Raw genomic sequence first — 22,844 nt, 5'->3', positions numbered from 1 at the left:
CGATCGGCCGCCCGCGCTCGCCGGTACGGTAGGAACTCCCCCTGAGGGAGGTTCAAGTCGTGTCCGCAGACGGGTTGTGGAGCATCGGGGAGCTCGCCGAGCACGCGGGCGTCACCGTGAAGACCGTCCGCTTCTACTCCGACCGCGGCCTGCTGCCCGAGGCCGCCCGCAGCGCCGGAGGCCACCGCCGGTACGGCCCCGAGGCCATCGACAGGCTCCGCCTGATCCGCTCGTTGCGCACGCTGGACCTGCCGGTCGGCGACATCGACCGCGTCCTGGGCGAGGAGGACACGCTGGACGACGTCATAGCGGGCCAGTTGCGGCAGCTCGGCTCCCAACTCGCGGCCCTGCGCTGGCGCCAGGCGGCCCTGCGTCTGGTGCGTGACTGCACGGCGGAGGAGCGGGCCGACCGGCTGCGCCTGGTCGGCGCGATCACGGCGCCGCCGGACACGACGGCCCTGGCCCGCTTCTGGCGCCGGGTACTGCCCCTGCGGCTGCCGGCCCGCCAGGTCTCATGGATCCTCGACGCCGCCGTGCCGCAGCCGCCCGCCGACCCCACCCCGGCCCAGGTGCTGGCCTTCGCCCGGCTGCACGCGCTCGTCACGATGCCCTGCCCGCCGGGCGACGACTGGCGGCCGCCGCCCCCGGAACGCGACACGGAGTACCGCGCGACCGTCCTCTACGACGGCCTCGGGGAGGCGTACGAGCTGGCGGCCCCGGCCCTGACGACGGGCCGCGCCCCGCACGAGGGCGAGGCACTCGACTGCTTCGTCTCGGCCTACGCCCACGCCCACGGGGTCAGGGACACCCCCGAGTTCCGCCGTACGCTGCGGTCGCGCCTCGACGCCGCCGCCCACCCGGTGATGGACCACTACTGGCAACTGGCCGGCGACCTGGCGGAGCCCCACACCCCCACCTTGGGCGCGGCCCAGGAGTGGCTCCACACGGCCCTGACCGCACAGACCGCCTCATGACGTAGCTGCGGGCAGTCGTGCCGCTGGGGCGGCACGGGTGGGCGCAGCGGCACCTCGTGACCGCCGAGCCGCGGAACCCCGCCCCGCCCAGCCGCACCCCCGGGTGCCTACTCCGCGATCGGCAAGGACGCCCCGTCCCGCAGGAACAGCGGGATACGGTCCAGCGGCGCGTCGACAGTGACGGACGCACCCCCCTCGTACGACTCACCCGTCCACGCGTCCGTCCAACGCGCCCCCACCGGAAGATACGTCGTCCAGCTCCGAGCCCCCGCCTCCAACACAGGCGCGACCAAGACATCCCGCCCGAACAGGTACGCGTCGTCGACCGCCCAGGCCCGCTCGTCCTCGGGGAACTCCAGGAACAGCGGCCGCATCACCGGCAGCCCCTCCTCATGGGCCTCCCGCATGACCGTCAGCACATACGGCTTCAGCCGCTCCCGCAGCCGCAGGTACCGCTCCAGAACGGCCCCGGCCTCCTCCCCGTACGACCAGACCTCGTTGGGCCCACCGGTCATGTCCGGCCCCAGCGGCATCCCGGGCTCACGGAACCCGTGCAGCCTCATCAGCGGCGAGAAGGCGCCGAACTGGAACCACCGGACCATCACCTCGCGGTACGCCGGATCGTCCGGGTTCCCGCCGTGGAAGCCGCCGATGTCGGTGTTCCACCAGGGGATGCCGGACAACGCCGTGTTGAGCCCCGCCGCGATCTGCTCACGCAGCGCCGTGAAGTCGGTACCGATGTCACCGGACCACAGCGCGGCGCCGTAGCGCTGACTGCCCGCCCAGGCCGAGCGGTTGAGGGTGATGATCTCGTCCTCGCCGGACGCCCGCAGCCCCTCGTAGAAGGTGCGGGCGTTCTCGGCCGGGTAGATGTTGCCGACCTCCAGACCGGGACCCGTCCAGTAGCGCAGGTTCTCCTGGAACCCCGGCTTGATCTCCGGCTCGCACGCGTCCAGCCAGAACGCCTTGATGCCGTACGGCTCCAGGTAGTTCTCCTTCACCCGCGACCACACGAAGTCGCGCGCGTCGGGGTTCGTCGCGTCGTAGAAGGCCACCTGGACCGTCGACGCGACCTCCTTGTCCGGCCAGTCGGCGTGCGCCATCGGGCCGTACTGCGTGCCGATGAAGTAGCCGCGCTGCTCCATGGGCCCGTGGTTCTCGGAGAGCGGAGACACCGACGGCCACACGCTGACCACCAGCTTGATGCCCAGCTCGGCCAGCTCGCGGACCATGGCCGCGGGGTCGGGCCACTCGTTCAGATCGAACTTCCACTCGCCCAGATGCGTCCAGTGGAAGAAGTCGCAGACGATGACGTCGATGGGCAGGCCCCGCCGCTTGTACTCCCGTGCCACGGCGAGGAGTTCGTCCTGCGTGCGGTAGCGCAGCTTGCACTGCCAGAAGCCGGCCGCCCACTCCGGCAGCATCGGCGTACGGCCCGTCGCCGCGCTGTAACGGCGCTGCGCGTCGGCCGGGGCGCCCGCGGTGATCCAGTAGTCGATCTGCCGGGCGGAGTCGGCGACCCAGCGCGTGCCGTTGCCCGCCAGCTCGACACGGCCGATCGCCGGGTTGTTCCACAGGAGGGTGTAGCCGCGGCTGGAGGTGAGCACCGGGATGCCGACCTCCGCGTTGCGCTGCACCAGGTCGAGGACCAGCCCCTTCTGGTCGAGCCGCCCGTGCTGGTGCTGACCCAGGCCGTACAGCTTCTCGCCGTCGTACGCGGCGAACCGCTGCTCCAGCCGGTGGTGGCCGTTGCCGACGGCGGTGTACAGGCGCGAGCCCGGCCACCAGAAGTGGGCACGTGCCTCGGACAGCAGCTCGACCCCGTCGTCCGTGCGCGTGTACCGGACGAGGCCCTCGGCGCTGACCTCGACGGTGAGTGCGCCGACGGTCAGCCGGCCCTCCCCGCCCTCGATCTTGACGGTGCTCGCGGTGCTGTCCGGGGTGTCGAGCAGGGCGCCCGGCAGCCCCTGGAGGATCGGGCCGCCCAGGCGGGCGCGGACCCGGACCGCGTCCGGCCCCCAGGGCTCGATCCGCAGGGTCTCCTGGCGTCCGCTCCACTCCAGGGCACCGTCCCGCTCACGGAACGTGCCGACGGTGGGGGAGGACTGGGCGAGGCTGACCGCGCCCGGCTGGGGGTGGGATTCGGCAGGCTGATTCACGAGGGGCTCCTGGAGGAGAGCGGACATGGGGTGCCGAGGAAGGGAAGCGAGGGGAGGGGCGGACCGGATGAGCGCGGGTGGTCAGGAGAGCGTGGACACCGGGCCCGTGCTCGCGCGGATCGTCAACTCGGGGGCGAGCAGCACCACCTCGTCCGTGTCCCGGCCGTCCAGCTTGGCGACCAGCTGCTCGACGGCCCGCCGGCCCATCTCCTGGGCCGGGATGGCGACGGACGTCAGCCGCACCGAGGCCTGCACGGCGACCTGGTCCGGGCAGACGGCGATCACGGAGACGTCCTCGGGCACGGCCCGGCTCTGCCGGCGCAGCAGCGCGAGCAGCGGCTCGACGGCGGACTCGTTCTGCACCACGAACCCCGTGGTGTCCGGCCGCTCGTCGAAGATCCGGGCCAGGGTCAGGGTCATCGCGTCGTACCCGCCCTCGCACGGCCGGTGCAGCACCCGCAGCCCCAGCTCCCGAGCCCGGGAGCGGAGTCCCTCCAGGGTGCGCTCGGCGAACCCGGTGTGCCGCTCGTACACCCCGGGGGCCTCGCCGATCACCGCGATGTCCCGGTGGCCGAGCGTCGCCAGATGCTCCACGCACAGCGCGCCCGTCGCCGCGAAGTCGAGATCCACGCAGGTCAGGCCGCTGGTGTCGGCGGGCAGTCCGATGAGCACGGACGGCTGGTCGGTGCCGCGCAGCAACGGCAGCCGCTCGTCGTCCATCTCGACGTCCATCAGGATCATCGCGTCGGCGAGCCCGCTGCCGGTGACGCGGCGCACCGCGTCGGGACCCTCCTCGCCGGTGAGCAGCAGCACGTCGTAGCCGTGCGTACGGGCCGTGGTGGCGACCGCGATGGCGATCTCCATCATCACGGGTACGTACATGTCGGTACGGAGCGGGACCATCAGGGCGATGATGTTCGACTTGTTGCTCGCCAGGGCCCGGGCGCCCGCGTTCGGGTGGTAGCCGAGCTCCTGGATGCTCCGCTCGACCCGCTGCCGGGTGCCCGCGGAGATGGACCGCTTGCCGCTGAGGACATAGCTCACCGTGCTCGCCGAGACTCCGGCGTGCGTGGCGACCTCGGCGAGGGTGACCATCCAGCTCTCCAAGCGTGTTTAAGCGCTTCGACAGCGCGCGTTCTGTGAACAAGGTCGAGTGAGGGTGGCTCGACAGTAGCTCGGCGCTGGTTGGGTGTCCATAGGTTGTCGAAGCGCTTCGACGCCGCTCTGGGGAACGCGACGCCTGTGGGGGTGGGGGTGTCCGGTTCGTCGGCGAGCGCGGGTGCGTGGGGGCTGGTCGCGCAGTTCCCCGCGCCCCTGTCGGGTGCGCCCTTGGCTTGAAAGCTGCCCCGCGTCTCAGCTTAGAACCCGACGGCGGCCTTCTCCTCGTTTGGCGGCGACCCGCTCCCGTACGTCACCGCTCCGGCGGTCGGCGCCCCCGTCGCCGCGGCGATGGCCGGGAAGGCCCCGGCTTCGGCTGAACGGACGCGCGTGGGGTGGCCACCTCGCCCGGGATCGGGTACCAACGATCGAGTAGCACCCATCGGTAACCGATGTGGTCCAAGACCCCGATTCGCGGCGAGGTGAGCCTCATGTCCGCACCACCCCTCAAGAAGCCCGGCGTCACCGAACGTGAGGCCCGCCAGGTGGCGGAAGCCGCCCGTGAGCAGGACTGGCGCAAGCCCAGCTTCGCCAAGGAACTGTTCCTGGGCCGGTTCCGCCTAGACCTCATCCATCCCCACCCGCTCCCCACCGACGAGGCCGTACGGCGCGGAGAGCAGTTCCTGACCAAGCTCCGCGCCTTCTGCGAGACGAAGGTCGACGGCGCCCTGATCGAGCGCGAGGCCCGGATCCCCGACGAGGTCGTCAACGGCCTCAAGGAACTCGGCGCCCTCGGCATGAAGATCGACCCCAAGTACGGCGGTCTCGGCCTCACCCAGGTGTACTACAACAAGGCGCTGGCCCTGGTCGGCTCGGCAAGCCCGGCGATCGGCGTGCTGCTCTCTGCGCACCAGTCGATCGGCGCACCCCAGCCGCTGAAGCTGTTCGGCACCCCCGAACAGAAGGAAGAGTTCCTGCCGCGCTGCGCCCGCACGGACATCAGCGCCTTCCTCCTCACCGAGCCGGACGTCGGCTCCGACCCGGCCCGCCTCGCGACGAGCGCGGTGCCCGACGGGGACGACTACGTCCTCGACGGGGTGAAACTGTGGACGACGAACGGCGTGGTCGCGGACCTGCTGGTCGTGATGGCCCGCGTCCCGAAGAGCGAGGGCCACAAGGGCGGCATCACCGCCTTCGTCGTGGAGAGCGACTCGCCCGGCATCACCGTCGAGAACCGCAACGCCTTCATGGGTCTGCGCGGCATCGAGAACGGCGTCACCCGTTTCCACCAGGTCCGGGTCCCCGCCGCGAACCGCATCGGCCCCGAGGGCGCGGGCCTGAAGATCGCCCTCACCACCCTCAACACCGGCCGGCTGTCCCTGCCCGCGTCCTGCGTGGCCGCCGGGAAGTGGTGTCTGAAGATCGCCCGCGAGTGGTCGGCGGCCCGTGAGCAGTGGGGCAAGCCGGTCGCCCACCACGAGGCGGTCGGCGCGAAGATCAGCTTCATCGCGGCGACGACCTTCGCCCTGGAGGCCGTACTGGACCTCTCCAGCCAGATGGCCGACGAGGACCGCAACGACATCCGCATCGAGGGCGCCCTGGCCAAGCTCTTCGCCTCCGAGTGGGGCTGGCGCATGGCCGACGAACTGGTCCAGATCCGCGGCGGTCGCGGCTTCGAGACCGCCGACTCCCTGCGGGCCCGTGGCGAACGGGCCGTCCCCGCCGAGCAGATGCTGCGCGACCTGCGCATCAACCGGATCTTCGAGGGCTCCACGGAGATCATGCACCTGCTGATCGCCCGCGAGGCCGTCGACGCCCACCTCTCCGTGGCCGGCGACCTCATCGACCCCGAGAAATCCCTGTCCGACAAGGCGAGGGCGGGCGCGAACGCGGGCGTCTTCTACGCCAGGTGGCTGCCGAAACTCGTCGCGGGCCCGGGCCAGCTCCCACGCTCGTACGGCGACTTCCACCCCGCAGGCCACCCCGACCTCTCCGCCCATCTGCGCTACGTCGAACGGAACGCCCGCAAGCTAGCCCGCTCGACCTTCTACGCCATGTCCCGCTGGCAGGGCCGTATGGAGACCAAGCAGGGCTTCCTGGGCCGGATCGTCGACATCGGCGCCGAACTCTTCGCGATGAGCGCGGCCGTGGTGCGCGCGGAACTGCTCCGCACCACCACCGACCACGGCCGTGAGGCCTACCAACTGGCCGACGCCTTCTGCCGCCAGTCACGCCTACGGGTCGAGGAACTCTTCGGCCGCCTCTGGAGCAACACCGACGACCTCGACCGCAAGGTGGTCAAGGGCGTGCTCGGGGGAGTGTACGAATGGCTGGAGGAGGGCGTGATCGACCCGTCGGGCGAGGGCCCGTGGATCGCCGACGCGACCCCGGGCCGGAGCGAGAAGGAGAACGTCCACCGCCGCATCCGGTGACTTCACAGTTCCCCGCGCCTCCATGCAACTCGGGGGCGCGGGGCTGCGTCGGCATACGGCTCCGCCACGTGGGCGCGACCGGCCCCGACCGACCCGCAGCCGAAACACGGCCCCCCGGCGAAGCGTCAGCAGTACTTGTCGCTGCCGTCCCGCGTGCTCCAGGAACAGGAGTCCACCTTCGACCCGCTCGCCTTCAGCAGCGTCGCCGTGTCACTGGTGTTGTTCCACACGTAGGCCCTGCGGTTCTGGTACTTGGTCGCGGCGGTGTCGGTGCCCGACCCCGTGCGGACCTTGATGTACTTGCCCGCCCCGATCTTCACGTCGAGGAACGTGTACTTGTGGTTGTCGGGGTCCTTGAGCACCCAGCCCTTCAGCGAGATCGCCTTCGAGCTCGTGTTCTTGATCTGAACCCACTCGCCGTTGTAGGCCGCGTTCGTCCGCGTGTCCTTGCCCGGGGTGTCGAAGTAGACCCGGTAGATGATCACGCCGCCGGCGGCCCCGGCGGGGCTGCTCAGCAGGGTGCCGGTGAGGGCCACGGCTCCGGCGAGCGCGGGCAGGGCGGCGCGGGCGCGTATGCGCAAGGGCATGCAGATCCCCCCAGGATCCTCGTTCACGATCGTCCTCAACCACCGACGATCGGTTGATCCGACTATCGGACCGGTTCAGGGGAGAAGTCATACCACCTCCCTCTTCACCCGTGCTTCACAAACGGAGAAATGCCCTCGTCAACCACACACGGCACGAAGTGGGTCAACGGGGGGACGCGTGGTCCTGCCGGACACCGGATGCGGCAACAATGGAGGGATGAGCGACAGTCCCGCCCCCCTCGCCGACCCGCATCTCGTCTTCGACCCCGTCGAGGGCGTACGGGATGTGGTGATCCTCGGATCGACCGGCTCGATCGGCACCCAGGCCATCGACCTCGTCCTGCGCAACCCGGACCGCTTCCGCGTCACCGGGCTCTCCGCCGCCGGGGGGAGGGTGGAACTGCTCGCCGAGCAGGCGCACCGCCTGCGGGTACGGACCGTCGCCGTCGCCCGGGAGGACACCGCCCCGGCACTGCGTGAGGCCCTGACCGCCGCGTACGGGGCCGGGGAGCCCCTTCCCGAGATCCTCGCGGGACCCGACGCGGCCACAGAGCTCGCCGCCTCCGACTGCCACACGGTGCTCAACGGCATCACCGGCTCCATCGGCCTGGCCCCCACCCTCGCCGCCCTGGAGGCGGGCCGCACCCTCGCGCTCGCCAACAAGGAGTCGCTCATCGTCGGCGGCCCGTTGGTGAAGGCGCTGGCCAAGCCGGGCCAGATCATCCCGGTCGACTCCGAGCACGCCGCCCTCTTCCAGGCCCTCGCCTCGGGCACCCGGGCCGACGTGCGCAAGCTGGTCGTGACCGCCTCCGGGGGCCCGTTCCGCGGCCGTACGAAGGCGGAGCTGGCCGATGTGACGCCCGCCGACGCGCTCGCGCACCCCACCTGGGCCATGGGCCCGGTCATCACGATCAACTCCGCGACCCTCGTCAACAAGGGCCTGGAAGTCATCGAGGCACACCTCCTCTACGACATTCCCTTCGACCGCATTGAGGTCGTCGTGCACCCCCAGTCGTATGTCCACTCGATGGTTGAGTTCACGGACGGATCGACGATGGCGCAGGCGACGCCCCCCGACATGCGCGGCCCCATCGCCATCGGCCTCGGCTGGCCGGAGCGGGTCCCGGGCGCGGCGCCCGCCTTCGACTGGAGCAAGGCCTCCAGCTGGGAGTTCTTCCCGCTCGACAACGACGCCTTCCCGTCGGTCGGCCTCGCGCGGCACGTGGGACAGCTCGCGGGCACCGCCCCGGCGGTGTTCAATGCGGCCAACGAGGAGTGCGTCGACGCGTTCCTCAAGGGCGGCCTGCAGTTCAACTCGATCATCGAGACCGTGACCCGCGTGGTCGAGGAGCACGGCACACCCGGAACGGGAACTTCCCTGACCGTGGCCGACGTCCTCGAAGCGGAGACCTGGGCCCGCGCCCGGGCCCGTGAGCTCACGCGTACGACAGACGACGAACCCACCGAGCGGACGACCGCGGAGGCCCGTGCATGACGACCCTGATGTTCATCCTCGGCATAGTCGTCTTCGCGATCGGCCTCGCAATCTCCATCGCCTGGCACGAGCTGGGCCACCTCTCCACCGCCAAGCTCTTCGGTATCCGCGTGCCCCAGTACATGGTGGGCTTCGGCCCGACCGTCTGGTCACGGCAGAAGGGCGAGACGGAGTACGGCATCAAGGCGATCCCGCTCGGCGGCTTCATCCGCATGATCGGCATGTTCCCGCCGGGCCAGGACGGCCGCATCGAGGCCCGCTCGACGTCCCCGTTCCGCGGGATGATCGAGGACGCCCGCGCCGCCGCGTTCGAGGAGCTCAAGCCGGGCGACGAGAACCGGATGTTCTACACGCGCAAGCCCTGGAAGCGCGTCATCGTGATGTTCGCGGGCCCGTTCATGAACCTTGTCCTCGCCGTCGCGATCTTCCTCGGCGTGATGATGACGTTCGGCGCCCAGGCCCAGACGACCACGGTCGGCAAGGTCTCCGACTGCGTCATCCAGGCCAGCGAGGAGCGCACGAAGTGCGCGAAGGGCGACGAGGACACCCCCGCCAAGGCCGCGGGCCTGAAGGCCGGAGACAAGATCGTCGCCTTCGACGGCGAACGTGTCGAGGACTGGGCCGCCCTCCAGGCCGACATCCGCTCCAACCCCGGCAAGCAGGTCACCCTCACCGTCGAGCGCAAGGGCAAGGAGCTCGACCTCACGACCACCCTCATCAAGAACCAGGTCAGCAAGACCGACGGCCAGGGCGGCTACGTCGAGGGCAAGTACGTCTACGCCGGCTTCCTCGGCTTCACGCCCGCCGCCGGCATCGTCCCGCTCTCCTTCACCGAGTCCGTGGACCGCATGGGCGACATGATGGAGAACGGCGTCGAGTCGTTGATCTCCCTGCCCGCCAAGATCCCCGCCCTGTGGGACGCGACCTTCGGCGACGGCGAACGCGAGGCGGACTCCCCCATGGGCGTGGTCGGCGCGGCCCGCGTCGGCGGCGAGATCTTCACCATGGACATCCCCGCCACGCAGCAGCTCGCCACGTTCCTGATGCTGCTGGCCGGCTTCAACCTCTCCCTGTTCCTGTTCAACATGCTCCCGCTGCTCCCGCTCGACGGCGGACACATCGCGGGCGCCCTGTGGGAGTCGCTGCGCCGGAACGCGGCCAAGGTGCTGCGCCGCCCGGACCCCGGCCCGTTCGACGTGGCGAAGCTGATGCCCGTCGCGTACGTCGTGGCCGGAATCTTCGTCTGCTTCACGATCCTGGTGCTGATCGCGGACGTGGTGAACCCGGTGCGCATCTCGTAGTCACCAGAAGTTCACGACGGCCGGGCACGCTGGTGCCCGGCCGTCGTCATGTCGGAAAGTCGTACGCGCGTCCGCTTTCCCTTACGGGTGGGTTTACGGGTACGGGTGGGTTTACGGGCCGATGGGGGTCCCCCCGCCGAGCGTGATTCGAGGTGGGGGAGTGCTGGGCCCCGCGCCGGTGCCGTAATCTCGTAGCCCGGAGCCCTGGAGCCCGCTTGTTCCGGGAAACCCGATCCTGATCCACAACTTGGGGTTGTTACAGCAGATGACTGCGATTTCTCTCGGCATGCCGTCCGTTCCGACCAAGCTCGCCGAGCGCCGCAAGAGCCGGCAGATCCAGGTCGGGTCCGTGGCGGTCGGCGGAGACGCGCCGGTGTCGGTGCAGTCGATGACGACGACGCGTACGTCGGACATCGGTGCCACCTTGCAGCAGATCGCCGAGCTGACGGCGTCCGGCTGCCAGATCGTGCGCGTGGCCTGCCCCACGCAGGACGACGCCGACGCCCTCGCCACCATCGCCCGCAAGTCGCAGATCCCGGTGATCGCGGACATCCACTTCCAGCCGAAGTACGTCTTCGCCGCCATCGAGGCGGGCTGCGCGGCGGTCCGGGTGAACCCCGGCAACATCAAGCAGTTCGACGACAAGGTCAAGGAGATCGCGCAGGCCGCGAACGACCACGGCACCCCGATCCGCATCGGCGTCAACGCCGGTTCGCTCGACCGCCGGCTGCTCCAGAAGTACGGCAAGGCGACCCCCGAGGCGCTCGTCGAGTCGGCCCTGTGGGAGGCCTCCCTCTTCGAGGAGCACGGCTTCCGCGACATCAAGATCTCGGTCAAGCACAACGACCCCGTCGTCATGGTCAACGCCTACCGCCAGCTGGCCGCCCAGTGCGACTACCCCCTCCACCTCGGCGTCACGGAGGCGGGCCCGGCGTTCCAGGGCACGATCAAGTCGGCGGTGGCCTTCGGCGCCCTGCTCGCCGAGGGCATCGGCGACACGATCCGTGTCTCGCTGAGCGCGCCCCCCGTCGAAGAGGTCAAGGTCGGCACCCAGATCCTCGAATCCCTGAACCTCCGCCAGCGCGGCCTGGAGATCGTCTCCTGCCCGTCCTGCGGTCGCGCCCAGGTCGACGTCTACAAGCTCGCCGAGGAAGTCACCGCGGGCCTGACCGGCATGGAGGTCCCCCTCCGCGTCGCCGTCATGGGCTGCGTCGTGAACGGCCCGGGCGAGGCCCGCGAAGCCGACCTCGGCGTCGCCTCCGGCAACGGCAAGGGCCAGATCTTCGTCAAGGGCGAGGTCATCAAGACGGTCCCCGAGTCCAAGATCGTCGAGACCCTCATCGAGGAGGCGATGAAGATCGCCGAGGAGATGGAGAAGGCCGGCGTGACCTCGGGCGAGCCGACGGTGGCGGTAGCGGGCTGAGGGTTCGCGCTTCTTGAGGGGCCGCAGACCCCTCGAGGGGCGCGGGGCTGTATCGATGTGCGGCCCCGCCGCGTGGGCGCGACAAGCCACGACGAACCCGCACCCGCCGAAGCACAGCTCCTCCCGAGCTCCCATACGCCCGGCAAAGCCCCGCAGGGTACAGTGCGGAGATCAGCGCAGACCCCAGGGTGAGGCCCCCGCACGTGTTGACCCAGACCACAACCCGGGTCCTCGAACCGAGTGACCTGGACGCCGCACTCGCCGTCCTGGACCGCGAGCCCGTCACCAACGCCTTCGTGACATCTCGCGTCCAGGTCGCCGGCCTGGACCCCTGGCGGCTCGGCGGCGAGATATGGGGCTGGTACGAGGACGGCGCCCTCACCTCCCTCTGCTACGCCGGCGCCAACCTCGTCCCCATCTGCGCCACCCCGCGAGCCGTCCGCGCCTTCGCCGACCGCGCCCGCAGGGCAGGCCGCCGCTGCTCCTCGATCGTCGGCCCCGTCGAAGCCACCGCTTTGCTCTGGCGACTCCTCGAACCCAGCTGGGGCCCGGCCCGCGAGGTCCGCGCCCACCAGCCGCTGATGGTCACCGACCGGCTCCCCGACCCCGCCGTCGTCACCCCGGATCCGTACGTCCGCCGCGTCCGCAAGGACGAGATGGAGACGATCATGCCGGCGTGCGTGGCGATGTTCACCGAGGAGGTCGGCGTATCGCCAATGGCGGGCGACGGCGGCCTCCTCTACCAGGCCAGGGTCGCCGAACTGGTCGGCTCCGGCCGCTCCTTCGCCCGCCTCGACGCCGACGGCCGCGTCGTCTTCAAGGCCGAGATCGGCGCCGCGACCCCCCAGGCCTGCCAGATCCAGGGCGTCTGGGTGGCCCCCGAGTACCGGGGCCGGGGCATCGCCGCCCCCGGCATGGCAGCGGTACTCCGCTACGCCCTGGCCGACGTCGCCCCGGTGGTCAGCCTCTATGTGAACGACTTCAACACGCCTGCGAGAAGGACGTACACGAGGGTCGGCTTCCAGGAGGTCGGCGCCTTCATGAGCGTCTTGTTCTGAGGGGACGCACACCTGTCAGCGGGCGCGAGTGGCCGACTCGGGGGCGCGGGGAACCGCGCGACCAGCCACATCCGGCCCGCACCCCGCAGACATCCCGAACCCCCCTGTAGGCTCCCGGGACATGGACCTCGTCATCGGCCCCTTGGACCTCTCCGCCCACGTAGACGAGGCCCTAGCCGTCCAAGCCGTCGCCTTCGGACTGGGCCCCGACGAGGTGGCCGTACGCCGCCAGATCGTCCTGCGCCACATGACACACCCCGGCGCCCGCGCCCTCGGCGCCACCACCGCAGGCCGACTCGTCGGCTTCGTCTACGGCATGCCCAACGACCGCACCCACTGGTGGTCAACCGTCGTCGAGCCCTACCTCCGCGCCGGCGGCCACGAGGCCTGGCTGGACGACTCCTTCGTGATCACCGAACTGCACGTCCACCCGGTCTACCAGAACAGGGGCGTCGGCCGCCGGCTGATCACCACCCTCACCGACAGCGCGACCGAACCCCGCTCGATCCTCTCGGCGATCGACATCGACAGCCCGGCCCGAGGCCTGTACCACTCGCTCGGTTATGTCGACCTGGCCCGCCAGGTCCACTTCCCCAGCGCCCCGAGGCCGTACGCCGTGATGGGCGCCCCCCTGCCCCTGCGCCGCCGCGGCCACTGACCAGGCCACCCGCCAATCGATTTCCACCGCCCCGCACCACCCGGCTAACCTCCTGCCATCAGTCCACCCCGGCAGGAGTACGAGAACCATGGCGAACGCACCGGTCCAGCGCATGTCCCAGTTGATGGCGAAGACGCTGCGCGACGACCCGGCGGACGCCGAGGTCCTCAGCCACAAGCTGCTCGTCCGGGCGGGCTACGTCCGCCGTACCGCCGCCGGTGTGTGGACCTGGCTGCCGCTCGGCAAGAAGGTCCTCGCCAACGTGGAGCGCGTCGTCCGTGAGGAGATGGACGCGATCGGCGCCCAGGAGGTCCTGCTCCCCGCGCTGCTGCCGCGTGAGCCGTACGAGGCGACGGGCCGCTGGGACGAGTACGGCCCCGAGCTGTTCCGTCTGAAGGACCGCAAGGGCGGCGACTACCTCCTCGGCCCGACCCACGAGGAGATCTTCACGCTGATCGTGAAGGACCAGGCGTCCTCCTACAAGGACCTGCCGGTCATCCTCTACCAGATCCAGACGAAGTTCCGTGACGAGGCCCGCCCCCGGGCCGGCATCCTGCGCGGCCGCGAGTTCCTGATGAAGGACTCCTACTCCTTCGACCTGGAGGACGAAGGCCTCGCCCAGTCGTACGCCCTGCACCGCCAGGCGTACCAGAAGGTCTTCGAGCGCCTCGGCCTCGACTACCGCATCTGTGCCGCGACCGCCGGTGCGATGGGCGGCTCGAAGTCGGAGGAGTTCCTCGCCCCGGCCGGGGCCGGCGAGGACACCTTCGCGGACTGCCCGAACTGCGACTTCGCGGCCAACACCGAGGCGATCACCTACGGGTTGAAGCCGGTGGACGCCGACGGCGTGGCCGCTCTCGAGGAGATCCCGACCCCCGACACCCCCACCATCGAGACCCTCGCCGCCCACCTCGGCGTCCCGGCCTCCGCCACGCTGAAGAACCTCCTCGTGAAGGTCGACGGCGAGATCGTGGCCATCGGTGTCCCCGGCGACCGCGAGGTCGACATGGGCAAGGTCGAGGCGCACTTCGCCCCGGCGGTCGTCGAGATGGTCACCGAGGACGACTTCGCGAGCCGCGCCGACCTGGTCCGCGGCTACGTCGGTCCGCAGGGCCTGGGCGAGAAGGTCACGTACATCGCCGACCCGCGCGTGGCCCCCGGCACCTCCTGGATCACCGGGGCCAACAAGAGCGGCATGCACGCGAAGAACGTCGTCGCGGGCCGTGACTTCGAGGTCGGCCAGTACGTCGACGTCGTGGTCGTCCAGGAGGGCGACCCCTGCCCGAACTGCGGCACCGGCCTCAAGCTCGACCGCGCCATCGAGATCGGCCACATCTTCCAGCTCGGCCGCAAGTACGCCGACGCCCTCAAGCTCGACGTCCTCGGCCAGCAGGGCAAGCCGGTCCGCGTCACCATGGGCTCCTACGGCATCGGTGTCTCGCGCGCGGTCGCCGCCCTCGCCGAGCAGACCGCCGACGACAAGGGCCTGTGCTGGCCCGCCGAGGTCGCCCCGGCGGACGTCCATGTCGTCGCCGCCGGCAAGGCCCTCCAGACCGAGCTGGCCCTCGACGTCTCCGAGAAGCTGCGGGCCGCCGGTCTGCGCGTCCTCGTGGACGACCGGGCCGGTGTCTCGCCGGGCGTGAAGTTCACCGACTCGGAGCTCATCGGCGTACCGAAGATCCTGGTCGCCGGCCGCCGCTCCGCCGAGGGCGTCCTGGAGCTGAAGGACCGCAGGACCGGTGAGCGCGAGGAGCTGACGGTGGACGAGGCGATCGCCCGCCTGACGGCCTGATCACCGGCCGATCACCGCCTGATCCTTGCCTGAAGGAAACCCTCAGAAAGTTCTCCGGGGGCCTATAGGCATCTCACAGGTTTCTCTCAGGCCGTTCCCCGACCGTAGGGCGTGACAGAACGTCACTACGGAGGGGAACGGTCATGACGACCAGAGAACGAGGTGCCGTCGCGGGAGTGCGCCGCGGCGCCCGGCGTACGGCGTCCGCCGCGGCGGCGGTGACGCTCGCGGCGGCGGCCGGCATGTTCGCACTGATCGGCACGATGCAGGCGAACGCGGAGACCGGCGCGAGCGGTGGCAGCGGCAGCAGCGGCACCACGAACTCGTCGAGCTCGTCGTCGGACAGTTCCACCGACTCGTCGTCGTCCTCGTCGGACAGTTCCTCGGACAGCGCAAGCGACTCCTCGTCCGACTCCTCGTCCGACTCCTCCTCGAACCTCCAGTCCTCCTCCGACGGCATGACCTCGTCCTCGGACGACTCGGCGGACGCCACCTCGGGGGCGTCGTGATGAGCGTGTACACGACTCCCCGCCCCACGGCCGCCGCGGACTGGCGGGCCCTCGGCACGAGCGTCCGCCTGGTCACCACGGACCCGGCCCTGCTGGACTCCTGCAACCTGCTTCTCGCCCGGCACCTGGCCGAGGTCGACGGCGCGTGCAGCCGCTTCCGCGACGACTCGGAGCTGTCCGCGCTGAACGCGGCCGACGGGCGCCCGGTCAAGGTCAGCCCGCTGCTGGCCGAGGCCCTGGCGGTGGCCCTGCGCGCCGCCCGCGCCACGGACGGGGCGGTGGACCCCACGGTCGGCTCGGCGATGGAGGCCCTCGGCTACGACCGCGACTTCACCCTCGTCCAGAAGGACGACCGCCCCGTACGGCTCGCGGTGAGGCGGGTGCCGGGCTGGCGCCTGGTCGCACTGGACCGCGCCACGAACACGGTGACCCTGCCGCCGGGCGTCAGCCTGGACCTGGGTGCCACGGCCAAGGCCTGGGCGGCGGACAGGGCGGCACGGACACTGGCCAGGGCCGCCGACTGCGGCATCCTGGTCAGCCTCGGCGGCGACACCGCCGTGGCGGGCGAACCCCCGGCCGGCGGCTGGCGCATCCGCGTCCAGGACGAGACGGCCCCGGTCGACGAACTCCCCCAGCAGGGCTCGTACGCCACGGTCGGTATCCGCAGCGGCGGCCTCGCCACCTCCGGCACCACCGCCCGCCGCTGGCGCCGAGGCGACCGGACCCTCCACCACATCGTCGACCCCCGCACCGGCCGGCCGGCCACGACCCCCTGGCGCACGGTCTCGGTCGCGGCGGCCACCTGCGCCGACGCCAACGCGGCCAGCACGGCGGCCCTGGTGAAGGGTGAGAACGCGCCAACCTGGCTGTCGAAACTGGGCCTCCCGGCAAGACTGGTGACTCACGAGGGGATGGTCGTCACCACCCCGGGCTGGCCCAATTCAGCCTGTCCGGCGTTTGAGGACGAGGCCGTTCAGGCCGAAGGGCGGTCTGGGGGCGCAGCCCCCAGGGATGGGACCGGTAGGGGCGGCGGGGGCGAAAACTCCAAACCCGCACCCGCACCCACCCCCCAGCCGGAGCCCACCCCATGACCGACGAGATCCTCTGGTACGCCAACAGAGCCACCGGCGCCGTCTCCCTGGTCCTGTTCACCCTCGTCGTCCTCCTCGGCACAGCCGTCCGACTCCACACCCGCCTCCCCGGCCTCCCCCGCTTCGGCACCCTCACCCTCCACCGCACCCTCTCCCTCTCCGCCACCGCCTTCCTGGCCCTGCACATCGCGACCGCCGTCATCGACGCCTACGTCGACATCACCCCCCTCGACGCGCTCGTCCCCTTCGTCTCCGACTACCAGCCCCTCTGGCTCGGCCTCGGCACGGTCGCCCTCGACCTGATGCTCGCGGTCCTGATCACCAGCCTGCTGCGCACCCGCATCGGCCACCGCACCTGGCGGACCGTGCACTGGCTGGCATACGCCTCCTGGCCGTTCGCACTCGCCCACGGCATCGGCATCGGCACGGACAGCATCACCGCCTGGATGCTCTGGCTGACCATCGGCTGCGTGGCCGCCGTGCTCGCCGCCCTCGCCCTGCGCACCGCCCACGCCGTACGAGACTCCCGCCGCACCCCCGCCACCCTGCTCCGCACGGCCGAAGGAGCCCGCCCATGACGACCACCGCGACGCACGCCCCCGTCGACCTCTACATGTCCCCCCGCCTCCTCGCCCCCGGCGGCACCCCGGCCGACCACCCCACCCACGAACAGCGCTACGGCCCCCTCACCTCCTTCCACCCCGCCGAACTCCTGCGCGCGGCGGCCGAGTCCGGTCTCACCGGCAGAGGCGGCGCGGCCTTCCCCATGTACCGCAAACTCGCCTCGGTCGCCGAGGCCGGCCGCCGCACAGGCCGTACCCCCGTCGTCGTGGCGAACGGCTCCGAGGGCGAACCGGCCAGCGCCAAGGACAAGACACTGCTGCGCCTGTCACCCCACCTGGTCCTGGACGGCCTGTGCCTGGCCGCCGAGGCGACCGGCGCGGGGGAGGCGTACCTCGCGGTCGAGGACGACGCCACCCACCTGGAGGCGGCGGTGGCCGAACGCGGCGACCGCGACCGGATCCCCGTACGAGTAGTCCGCGTCCCCAAGCGCTTCCTCTCCGGCGAGTCCTCGGCCCTCACCCAGCACCTCGACGGCCGCCCCGCCCTGCCCCGCCACCAGAACCCACCGGTCCGCGAACGAGGCGTGCACGGCGCCCCGACCCTCGTCCAGAACGTCGAGACCCTCGCCCACCTGGCCCTGATCGCCCGCTACGGCGCCGACTGGTACCGCTCCGCCGGTACGCCCACCGACCCGGGCAGTGTCCTGTGCACCCTGCACGTCCCCGGCCGCGAACCCCGGGTCGTCGAAGCCCCCTACGGCCTGCCCCTGCACCGCCTGCTCCCCCTGCACACCACGAGCGCGGTCCTGACCGGCGGCTACCACGGCACCTGGATCCCGGCCGCCCAGGCAGCCCAACTCACCCTCACCGCAGGCAACTTGGGCGCCGGAGTCCTGGCCGCCCTCCCCGCCGACCGCTGCGGCCCGGCGGAGACCGCCCGCGTCCTGCGCCACCTCGCCCTCGAATCGGCGGGCCAGTGCGGCCCCTGCCTGAGCGGCCTGCCCCGCATCGCCGCCGCCTTCCAGACCCTGGCCGCGCCTGGTCCCCAAGGCACCACCCGCGAGGACGTGTCCCGCTGGGCAGGCCTGGTCGAAGGCCGAGGCGCCTGCCACCACCCCGACGGCACGGTCCGCCTGGTCCGCAGCGCACTGACGACCTTCGCCCCCGAACTGGACGCCCACGCCCACGGCCACTGCACGGCCACCGACCGAACCCCGTTCCTCCCCGTCCCCCGGAGCTGACGCCATGGACTCCACCGCCGCCCCGCGCCTGGACATCGACTGGACGGCCTGCCAGGGCCACGGCCTGTGCGCGGAACTCCTCCCCGAACACATGGCCCTGGACGAGTGGGGCTACCCGTTGTTCGAGCGGGGACCGATCCCGAGAGCGGCGCTGAAGAGGGCGAAAAGGGCAGCGGCCGACTGCCCCGTACTGGCTCTCAAGCTGATCGGACACGCCCCGTAAGGGACGGCGCGGGGAACCGCGCGACCAGCAACAGACGGCCCGCAGCCATCAAACGGCCCATCCGCCGGAGGCTAGAGCCACCCCGCGAACTCGAGCAACAACTCCGCATCCCCCGTCCGCCCGACCCTCAGCGCCCGAACCCCCGACTCCACCGCCCGGAACAACGTCCACCCCCGCAACCGCTCCTGATCCACATCCAACGACTCGGCCAACCGCTTCACCCGCCGCCGAGTGATCGCGGCCCCCGACGGCGAGGCGATCAGATCCTCCACCCGGTCCCGCACCAGCCGAGCCAGATCGAACGCGCACTCACCCACCACCGGATCCGGCCCCACGGCCAGCCACGGCATCCGCTCCCCGGCGAGCACCTTGCTCTGCCGGAAGGTGCCGTGCAGCAACCGCTCCTCGGCCGCGGAGCCGAGCAGCTCCGCACGCACGGCGAGGGCGGCGTCGACCAGGCCCCGCACCTCCGCGTCCGTATCGGTGTCCGCGGCGGAGCCGGCACGCATCGCCTCGGCCTGCCGCCCGGTCCGCTCGGCGACGGTCTCGAACACATGGGCCTGGGGCGGCTCGACCCACAGCCGCCGCAGCGTGGCCGTCGCCTCCAGCAGCGCCTTCGCCTCCGGCAGCGACCGCACCGACAGATCGGGGCGCAGCCGCTCCAGCAGCAGCACGCCGTGAGTGTCACCCGGGTTGAGCAGCCGCACCGCGCCCCGCCCGTCCCAGTGCGCGAGCGCCGCCCGCTCGCTCTCCGGCCGGGCCCGCTCGGGCGCCAGCTTCAGTACGGCGGGGACGTCGCCCACCTGCCGTACGAGCAGCACCAGACTGCTGCGACCGCCGGGCGCCTGCACCCGCTCCACGGTCAACTCGCGTAGATCCACGGCCTGTTGAGCCAGCTCGGGCAGCTGCTCCAGCCACTCGCCGACACCGTCGCCGCCGCCCGGTTGCCGTGACTCGGCGAGCGCTCGCACCAGCCGCCGCGGCGGTTCGAAAGATTCGAAAGCCATGCGCGCCATGTGCGAGTCGTTCCCTTCCAGGCCGTGATCAGGTGTGCGGTTCCGCCGTCGGGGTGGCGCTACCGGCCGCCCGCTCGGCGAGACCAGGGAAGGCTACGCTTCCTCCCCGCCACCGCACCGCCCGCACCGCCGCTTCCCGCAGCGCCTCGGCCGCCGCAGCCCGCCGCTCGCCCTCCGCCGCCCGTACGAGGTCGGAGTACACCCCGGCCACCCGCTCCTCGAGCTCGACGGCGAGCCGCACGGCGGAGTCGGTGTCCGTCACCGAGAAGGGGAGCGCGTACCCGGCCGCGGCGGCCGCCGGCTTGCCACCGAGGTCCCGTGCGGCCCGCTCCAGCTGGTCCCGCCGGGCCCGATGGGCGTCGTACGCCGCCCGCGCCTCGCTCTGCCGGGTCTCGCCGATCTTCCCGCCGACGACCCCGTACCCGTACACGGCCGCGTGTTCGGCCCCGAGCGCGGCCTGTACCGCCTTCAGCTCTGCGCTGCTCACTTCGCACCCTCCGCCAACAGAAACGCGTGTCCGGCACCGGCCGCCGCCACGGACGCCATCAGCCGCGCCAGCTCACCGGGCACCTCCAGCAACGCCTTCGCCCGCCGGTCGGCGAGCTTCCGCTCGGCGGTGGCCAGTTCGGCGAGCGCGGACTTCTCGTCGGTGGGAACCCGAACCGGAAGTGGCGAGGGCGAGCCCGAGGCGGACGGTGAAGCCGACTCCGACGGAGCGTCAGCGCCCCCGAACGCCTTCGCGTGACGTACGACCTCGGCCCGCAGCGGTGTCAGCGTCGCGGCCAGCGCGGGATGCGCGGCGATCACCGCGGCGTACCGCTCCGCGAGCACCTCGCTGTCGCGGGCCACGCGCGCGCGTGCCCGCTCGGCGGCGGAGGGGCCGGCGGCGGTGGAGCTGTCGTCCTCGGACGAGCAGCCCACGAGCAGAGCCGCCCCGGCGGCCCCGGCGAGCAGACTCCTTCTGCGCAGCCCCGAACGGGTGTGCGACGGCAGGGTGAACGACACGGCAGACGTCCTCAGGGGGATCGTACGAACACAAGAGCGGCGTGATCACCGTACCCGCGCTTCCCCCTCGCGCGCGTCACCACCGCACCCCTTGACTCCAGGTACGTGCGTGGACGGCAACACCCCCGTGGAGCGGATACCCTTTGACCTGACACGCGCCCTACCCACAACAGCACACGCGGCCGAGGAGTCACCCGGATGAGCACCACCCAGAGCGAGAGGCTGCGAGAACTGCTGGAACCGCTCGTACGCTCCCAGGGCCTCGATCTCGAAGAGATCGCAGTGGACTCGGTCGGACGCAGGCGGGTGCTGCGCGTGGTCGTCGACTCGGACGAGGGTGCGGATCTGGACGCGGTCGCCGACGTCAGCCGCGCCCTGTCGGAGAAGCTCGACGAGTCGGACGCGATGGGCCAGGCGGAGTACACCCTGGAGGTCGGTACGCCGGGCGCCGAGCGCGCCCTCACCGAGTTCCGGCACTATCGCAGAGCCGTGGACCGCCTGGTGAGGTTCCAACTGACCGATGCAGCGGGTGCCGGCGAACTGGTCGCCCGCATCCTGACCCTGGACGACGAGGGCCTCGACCTCGAGGTGCCCGGAGTGAAGGGCCGCAAGGCCACCACCCGCAGGCTCGCCTTCGACGAGATCGACAAGGCCCGCGTCCAGGTCGAGTTCAACCGCAAGGACAAGACGGACATGAAGGAAGAGGAGGAGGCGTAGCCGTGGACATCGACATGAGTGCCCTCAGGGGCTTGGTGCGGGAGAAGGAGATCTCCTTCTCCCTGCTCGTCGAGGCGATCGAGGCGGCCCTCCTCATCGCCTACCACCGCACCGAGGGAAGCCGCCGCCACGCGCGCGTGGAGCTCAACCGGGAGACAGGCCATGTGACCGTGTGGGCGAAGGAGGACCCCGAGGACCTGGAGGAGGGGCAGGAGCCGCGCGAGTTCGACGACACCCCGTCGGACTTCGGCCGGATCGCCGCCACCACCGCCAAGCAGGTCATCCTGCAGCGCCTGCGGGACGCGGAGGACGACGCCACGCTCGGCGAGTACGCCGGCCGCGAGGGCGACATCGTCACCGGTGTCGTCCAGCAGGGCCGCGACCCGAAGAACGTGCTCGTCGACATCGGCAAGCTGGAGGCCATCCTGCCCGTGCAGGAGCAGGTCCCCGGCGAGTCGTACCAGCACGGCCTGCGCCTCCGGTCGTACGTCGTTCGGGTGGCGAAGGGTGTGCGCGGCCCGTCCGTGACCCTCTCGCGCACGCACCCCAATCTGGTGAAGAAGCTCTTCGCCCTCGAGGTGCCGGAGATCGCCGACGGGTCCGTCGAGATCTCCGCCATCGCCCGTGAGGCCGGCCACCGTACGAAGATCGCGGTCCGGTCCACCCGTTCGGGTCTGAACGCCAAGGGCGCCTGCATCGGCCCGATGGGCGGCCGTGTGCGCAATGTCATGGCCGAGCTGAACGGCGAGAAGATCGACATCGTCGACTGGTCGGACGACCCGGCGGAGATGGTGGCCAACGCGCTGTCCCCGGCCCGGGTCTCCAAGGTCGAGGTCGTGGACCTCGCGGCCCGCTCCGCGCGGGTGACGGTGCCCGATTACCAGCTGTCGCTGGCGATCGGCAAGGAGGGCCAGAACGCCCGCCTCGCCGCCCGGCTCACCGGCTGGCGGATCGACATCCGTCCGGACATCGAGCAGCCGTCCGAGGACACCGCCCGGCGGACCGGGGAATAGATCCAAGCCGCAGGTGGCTCAGATCACGACAACAACCGTTCGAGTCCTGCCTCAAAGGGGTGAGGTCGGAACGGGGAGGTAGACTTAAGAGTGTCTGGCCGGACGCGAGCCCGTGCATGCCCTGAGCGCACCTGTGTGGGGTGCAGGCAGCGAGCGGCCAAGACCGAGCTGCTGCGCGTCGTGGCGATCGAGGAGGAATGCGTCCCCGATCATCGCGGTACGCTGCCCGGCCGGGGTGCTTACGTACACCCCGCCCTGGTCTGTTTCGATCTGGCGGTTCGCCGCCGGGCGTTCCCACGGGCACTGCGTGCCCCGGGTCCGCTCGACACGGCGGCGTTGCGCCTCCACGTCGAGCAGGCAACACAGTAAGACGCGTCGCACGGAACCCCCGTGCGGCCCTGGTACCCCGCGAGTTGGAAGTAGGTCGAGATTGCGATGAGCACTCGATGAGCACGCGATGAGTACGCCCATGAAGTAGCGACGGTCCGG

Annotated in this window: 22 protein-coding genes; 15 read left to right on the top strand and 7 right to left on the bottom strand. The window is 71.2% G+C overall.

Going from position 1 to position 22,844, the window contains the following annotated elements:
• Nucleotides 1-59 precede the first annotated feature (59 nt).
• Nucleotides 60-974 (top strand): helix-turn-helix domain-containing protein, encoded by a 915-nt coding sequence (locus tag SGFS_RS18790; RefSeq protein ID WP_286251762.1) that lies wholly within the window; start codon nucleotides 60-62, stop codon nucleotides 972-974.
• A gap of 107 nt (nucleotides 975-1,081) precedes the next feature.
• Here the strand turns inward: SGFS_RS18790 and SGFS_RS18785 are convergent, their stop codons facing one another.
• Together SGFS_RS18785 and SGFS_RS18780 are read right to left on the bottom strand one after the other, a co-directional pair.
• A complete protein-coding gene (locus SGFS_RS18785) occupies nucleotides 1,082-3,133 on the bottom strand; it encodes a glycoside hydrolase family 31 protein (protein WP_286251759.1) in 2,052 nt (683 codons plus the stop codon).
• Between the two features lie 81 nt (nucleotides 3,134-3,214).
• The gene (locus SGFS_RS18780; protein ID WP_286251757.1) at nucleotides 3,215-4,228 is read right to left on the bottom strand and encodes a LacI family DNA-binding transcriptional regulator; all 1,014 of its coding nucleotides are present in this window, start codon (nucleotides 4,226-4,228) and stop codon (nucleotides 3,215-3,217) included.
• Between the two features lie 494 nt (nucleotides 4,229-4,722).
• Here SGFS_RS18780 and SGFS_RS18775 point away from each other — a divergent pair, with 494 nt between their 5' ends.
• Entirely contained in the window at nucleotides 4,723-6,663 is a 1,941-nt protein-coding gene (locus SGFS_RS18775) for an acyl-CoA dehydrogenase family protein (protein ID WP_286251756.1), read from the top strand.
• A gap of 125 nt (nucleotides 6,664-6,788) precedes the next feature.
• On the opposite strand, the gene SGFS_RS18770 is transcribed toward SGFS_RS18775, so the two are convergent.
• Nucleotides 6,789-7,250 carry a lamin tail domain-containing protein gene (locus SGFS_RS18770; RefSeq protein ID WP_434027440.1) on the bottom strand — a complete coding sequence of 154 codons (462 nt, stop codon included), beginning with the start codon at nucleotides 7,248-7,250 and terminating at the stop codon, nucleotides 6,789-6,791.
• Between the two features lie 217 nt (nucleotides 7,251-7,467).
• On the opposite strand from SGFS_RS18770, the gene dxr reads away from it, so the two are divergent.
• From dxr to SGFS_RS18740, 6 genes are all read left to right on the top strand, one after another.
• Nucleotides 7,468-8,745, top strand: coding sequence for a 1-deoxy-D-xylulose-5-phosphate reductoisomerase (dxr, locus tag SGFS_RS18765; protein WP_286251755.1), 1,278 nt, complete (start codon nucleotides 7,468-7,470; stop codon nucleotides 8,743-8,745).
• Complete coding sequence (locus SGFS_RS18760) at nucleotides 8,742-10,046, top strand: M50 family metallopeptidase (protein WP_286251754.1); 1,305 nt, start codon at nucleotides 8,742-8,744, stop codon at nucleotides 10,044-10,046. The genes dxr and SGFS_RS18760 overlap by 4 nt, the downstream gene beginning before the upstream one ends.
• A 265-nt stretch (nucleotides 10,047-10,311) precedes the next feature.
• Entirely contained in the window at nucleotides 10,312-11,469 is a 1,158-nt protein-coding gene (ispG, locus tag SGFS_RS18755; RefSeq protein WP_286251753.1) for a flavodoxin-dependent (E)-4-hydroxy-3-methylbut-2-enyl-diphosphate synthase, read from the top strand.
• A 203-nt stretch (nucleotides 11,470-11,672) separates the two neighbouring features.
• A complete protein-coding gene (locus SGFS_RS18750; RefSeq protein WP_286251752.1) occupies nucleotides 11,673-12,527 on the top strand; it encodes a GNAT family N-acetyltransferase in 855 nt (284 codons plus the stop codon).
• Nucleotides 12,528-12,648: 121 nt separating this feature from the next.
• Nucleotides 12,649-13,185: a GNAT family N-acetyltransferase gene (locus SGFS_RS18745; protein ID WP_286251750.1), complete on the top strand. Its 537-nt coding sequence runs from the start codon at nucleotides 12,649-12,651 to the stop codon at nucleotides 13,183-13,185.
• 88 nt (nucleotides 13,186-13,273) lie between these two features.
• Complete coding sequence (locus SGFS_RS18740) at nucleotides 13,274-14,977, top strand: proline--tRNA ligase (protein WP_286251748.1); 1,704 nt, start codon at nucleotides 13,274-13,276, stop codon at nucleotides 14,975-14,977.
• 73 nt (nucleotides 14,978-15,050) lie between these two features.
• On the opposite strand, the gene SGFS_RS18735 is transcribed toward SGFS_RS18740, so the two are convergent.
• Nucleotides 15,051-15,470 carry a hypothetical protein gene (locus tag SGFS_RS18735; protein ID WP_286251747.1) on the bottom strand — a complete coding sequence of 140 codons (420 nt, stop codon included), beginning with the start codon at nucleotides 15,468-15,470 and terminating at the stop codon, nucleotides 15,051-15,053.
• A gap of 15 nt (nucleotides 15,471-15,485) precedes the next feature.
• Between SGFS_RS18735 and SGFS_RS18730 the strand changes: the two genes are divergently transcribed.
• From SGFS_RS18730 to SGFS_RS18715, 4 genes are read left to right on the top strand one after another with little or no spacing between them, the layout of a single operon-like run.
• Nucleotides 15,486-16,577 carry an FAD:protein FMN transferase gene (locus SGFS_RS18730; protein WP_286251746.1) on the top strand — a complete coding sequence of 364 codons (1,092 nt, stop codon included), beginning with the start codon at nucleotides 15,486-15,488 and terminating at the stop codon, nucleotides 16,575-16,577.
• On the top strand, nucleotides 16,574-17,155 hold the full coding sequence (locus SGFS_RS18725) for a ferric reductase-like transmembrane domain-containing protein (protein ID WP_286251744.1): 582 nt from the start codon (nucleotides 16,574-16,576) through the stop codon (nucleotides 17,153-17,155). Before SGFS_RS18730 ends, SGFS_RS18725 begins: the two co-directional genes overlap by 4 nt.
• Nucleotides 17,152-18,381, top strand: coding sequence for an NADH-ubiquinone oxidoreductase-F iron-sulfur binding region domain-containing protein (locus tag SGFS_RS18720; RefSeq protein ID WP_286251743.1), 1,230 nt, complete (start codon nucleotides 17,152-17,154; stop codon nucleotides 18,379-18,381). Before SGFS_RS18725 ends, SGFS_RS18720 begins: the two co-directional genes overlap by 4 nt.
• A 4-nt stretch (nucleotides 18,382-18,385) precedes the next feature.
• A complete protein-coding gene (locus tag SGFS_RS18715) occupies nucleotides 18,386-18,604 on the top strand; it encodes a ferredoxin (protein ID WP_286251742.1) in 219 nt (72 codons plus the stop codon).
• 71 nt (nucleotides 18,605-18,675) lie between these two features.
• Here SGFS_RS18715 and SGFS_RS18710 read toward each other — a convergent pair whose 3' ends face one another.
• From SGFS_RS18710 to SGFS_RS18700, 3 genes are read right to left on the bottom strand one after another with little or no spacing between them, the layout of a single operon-like run.
• The gene (locus SGFS_RS18710; protein ID WP_286251741.1) at nucleotides 18,676-19,620 is read right to left on the bottom strand and encodes an aminoglycoside phosphotransferase family protein; all 945 of its coding nucleotides are present in this window, start codon (nucleotides 19,618-19,620) and stop codon (nucleotides 18,676-18,678) included.
• 28 nt (nucleotides 19,621-19,648) lie between these two features.
• On the bottom strand, nucleotides 19,649-20,107 hold the full coding sequence (locus tag SGFS_RS18705) for a ferritin-like domain-containing protein (RefSeq protein WP_286251739.1): 459 nt from the start codon (nucleotides 20,105-20,107) through the stop codon (nucleotides 19,649-19,651).
• Nucleotides 20,104-20,625 carry a hypothetical protein gene (locus SGFS_RS18700; protein ID WP_286251736.1) on the bottom strand — a complete coding sequence of 174 codons (522 nt, stop codon included), beginning with the start codon at nucleotides 20,623-20,625 and terminating at the stop codon, nucleotides 20,104-20,106. The genes SGFS_RS18705 and SGFS_RS18700 overlap by 4 nt, the downstream gene beginning before the upstream one ends.
• A 198-nt stretch (nucleotides 20,626-20,823) precedes the next feature.
• Between SGFS_RS18700 and rimP the strand changes: the two genes are divergently transcribed.
• The 3 genes from rimP (at nucleotide 20,824) to SGFS_RS18685 (ending at nucleotide 22,724) form a co-directional block, all read left to right on the top strand.
• The gene (gene rimP / locus SGFS_RS18695; protein WP_286251734.1) at nucleotides 20,824-21,342 is read left to right on the top strand and encodes a ribosome maturation factor RimP; all 519 of its coding nucleotides are present in this window, start codon (nucleotides 20,824-20,826) and stop codon (nucleotides 21,340-21,342) included.
• 2 nt (nucleotides 21,343-21,344) lie between these two features.
• Complete coding sequence (gene nusA, locus SGFS_RS18690; protein WP_286251732.1) at nucleotides 21,345-22,355, top strand: transcription termination factor NusA; 1,011 nt, start codon at nucleotides 21,345-21,347, stop codon at nucleotides 22,353-22,355.
• A gap of 90 nt (nucleotides 22,356-22,445) precedes the next feature.
• Complete coding sequence (locus SGFS_RS18685) at nucleotides 22,446-22,724, top strand: YlxR family protein (protein WP_286251729.1); 279 nt, start codon at nucleotides 22,446-22,448, stop codon at nucleotides 22,722-22,724.
• Nucleotides 22,725-22,844: the final 120 nt, after the last annotated feature.

The organism is Streptomyces graminofaciens (assembly GCF_030294945.1).
GTDB classification, from domain to species: domain Bacteria; phylum Actinomycetota; class Actinomycetes; order Streptomycetales; family Streptomycetaceae; genus Streptomyces; species Streptomyces graminofaciens.
Note: the sequence above shows the minus strand (reverse complement) of the source record. Positions and strands in the feature narration are given on the sequence as shown.

Coding starts and splice junctions, on each gene's coding strand:
- dxr (WP_286251755.1), top strand. CDS start 7,468: ATGAGCGACAGTCCCGCCCCCCTCGCCGACCCGCATCTCGTCTTCGAC.
- SGFS_RS18780 (WP_286251757.1), bottom strand. CDS start 4,228: ATGGTCACCCTCGCCGAGGTCGCCACGCACGCCGGAGTCTCGGCGAGC.
- SGFS_RS18770 (WP_434027440.1), bottom strand. CDS start 7,250: ATGCCCTTGCGCATACGCGCCCGCGCCGCCCTGCCCGCGCTCGCCGGA.
- SGFS_RS18775 (WP_286251756.1), top strand. CDS start 4,723: ATGTCCGCACCACCCCTCAAGAAGCCCGGCGTCACCGAACGTGAGGCC.
- SGFS_RS18725 (WP_286251744.1), top strand. CDS start 16,574: ATGACCGACGAGATCCTCTGGTACGCCAACAGAGCCACCGGCGCCGTC.
- SGFS_RS18760 (WP_286251754.1), top strand. CDS start 8,742: ATGACGACCCTGATGTTCATCCTCGGCATAGTCGTCTTCGCGATCGGC.
- SGFS_RS18720 (WP_286251743.1), top strand. CDS start 17,152: ATGACGACCACCGCGACGCACGCCCCCGTCGACCTCTACATGTCCCCC.
- SGFS_RS18730 (WP_286251746.1), top strand. CDS start 15,486: ATGAGCGTGTACACGACTCCCCGCCCCACGGCCGCCGCGGACTGGCGG.
- ispG (WP_286251753.1), top strand. CDS start 10,312: ATGACTGCGATTTCTCTCGGCATGCCGTCCGTTCCGACCAAGCTCGCC.
- SGFS_RS18715 (WP_286251742.1), top strand. CDS start 18,386: ATGGACTCCACCGCCGCCCCGCGCCTGGACATCGACTGGACGGCCTGC.
- rimP (WP_286251734.1), top strand. CDS start 20,824: ATGAGCACCACCCAGAGCGAGAGGCTGCGAGAACTGCTGGAACCGCTC.
- SGFS_RS18710 (WP_286251741.1), bottom strand. CDS start 19,620: ATGGCGCGCATGGCTTTCGAATCTTTCGAACCGCCGCGGCGGCTGGTG.
- SGFS_RS18740 (WP_286251748.1), top strand. CDS start 13,274: ATGGCGAACGCACCGGTCCAGCGCATGTCCCAGTTGATGGCGAAGACG.
- SGFS_RS18745 (WP_286251750.1), top strand. CDS start 12,649: ATGGACCTCGTCATCGGCCCCTTGGACCTCTCCGCCCACGTAGACGAG.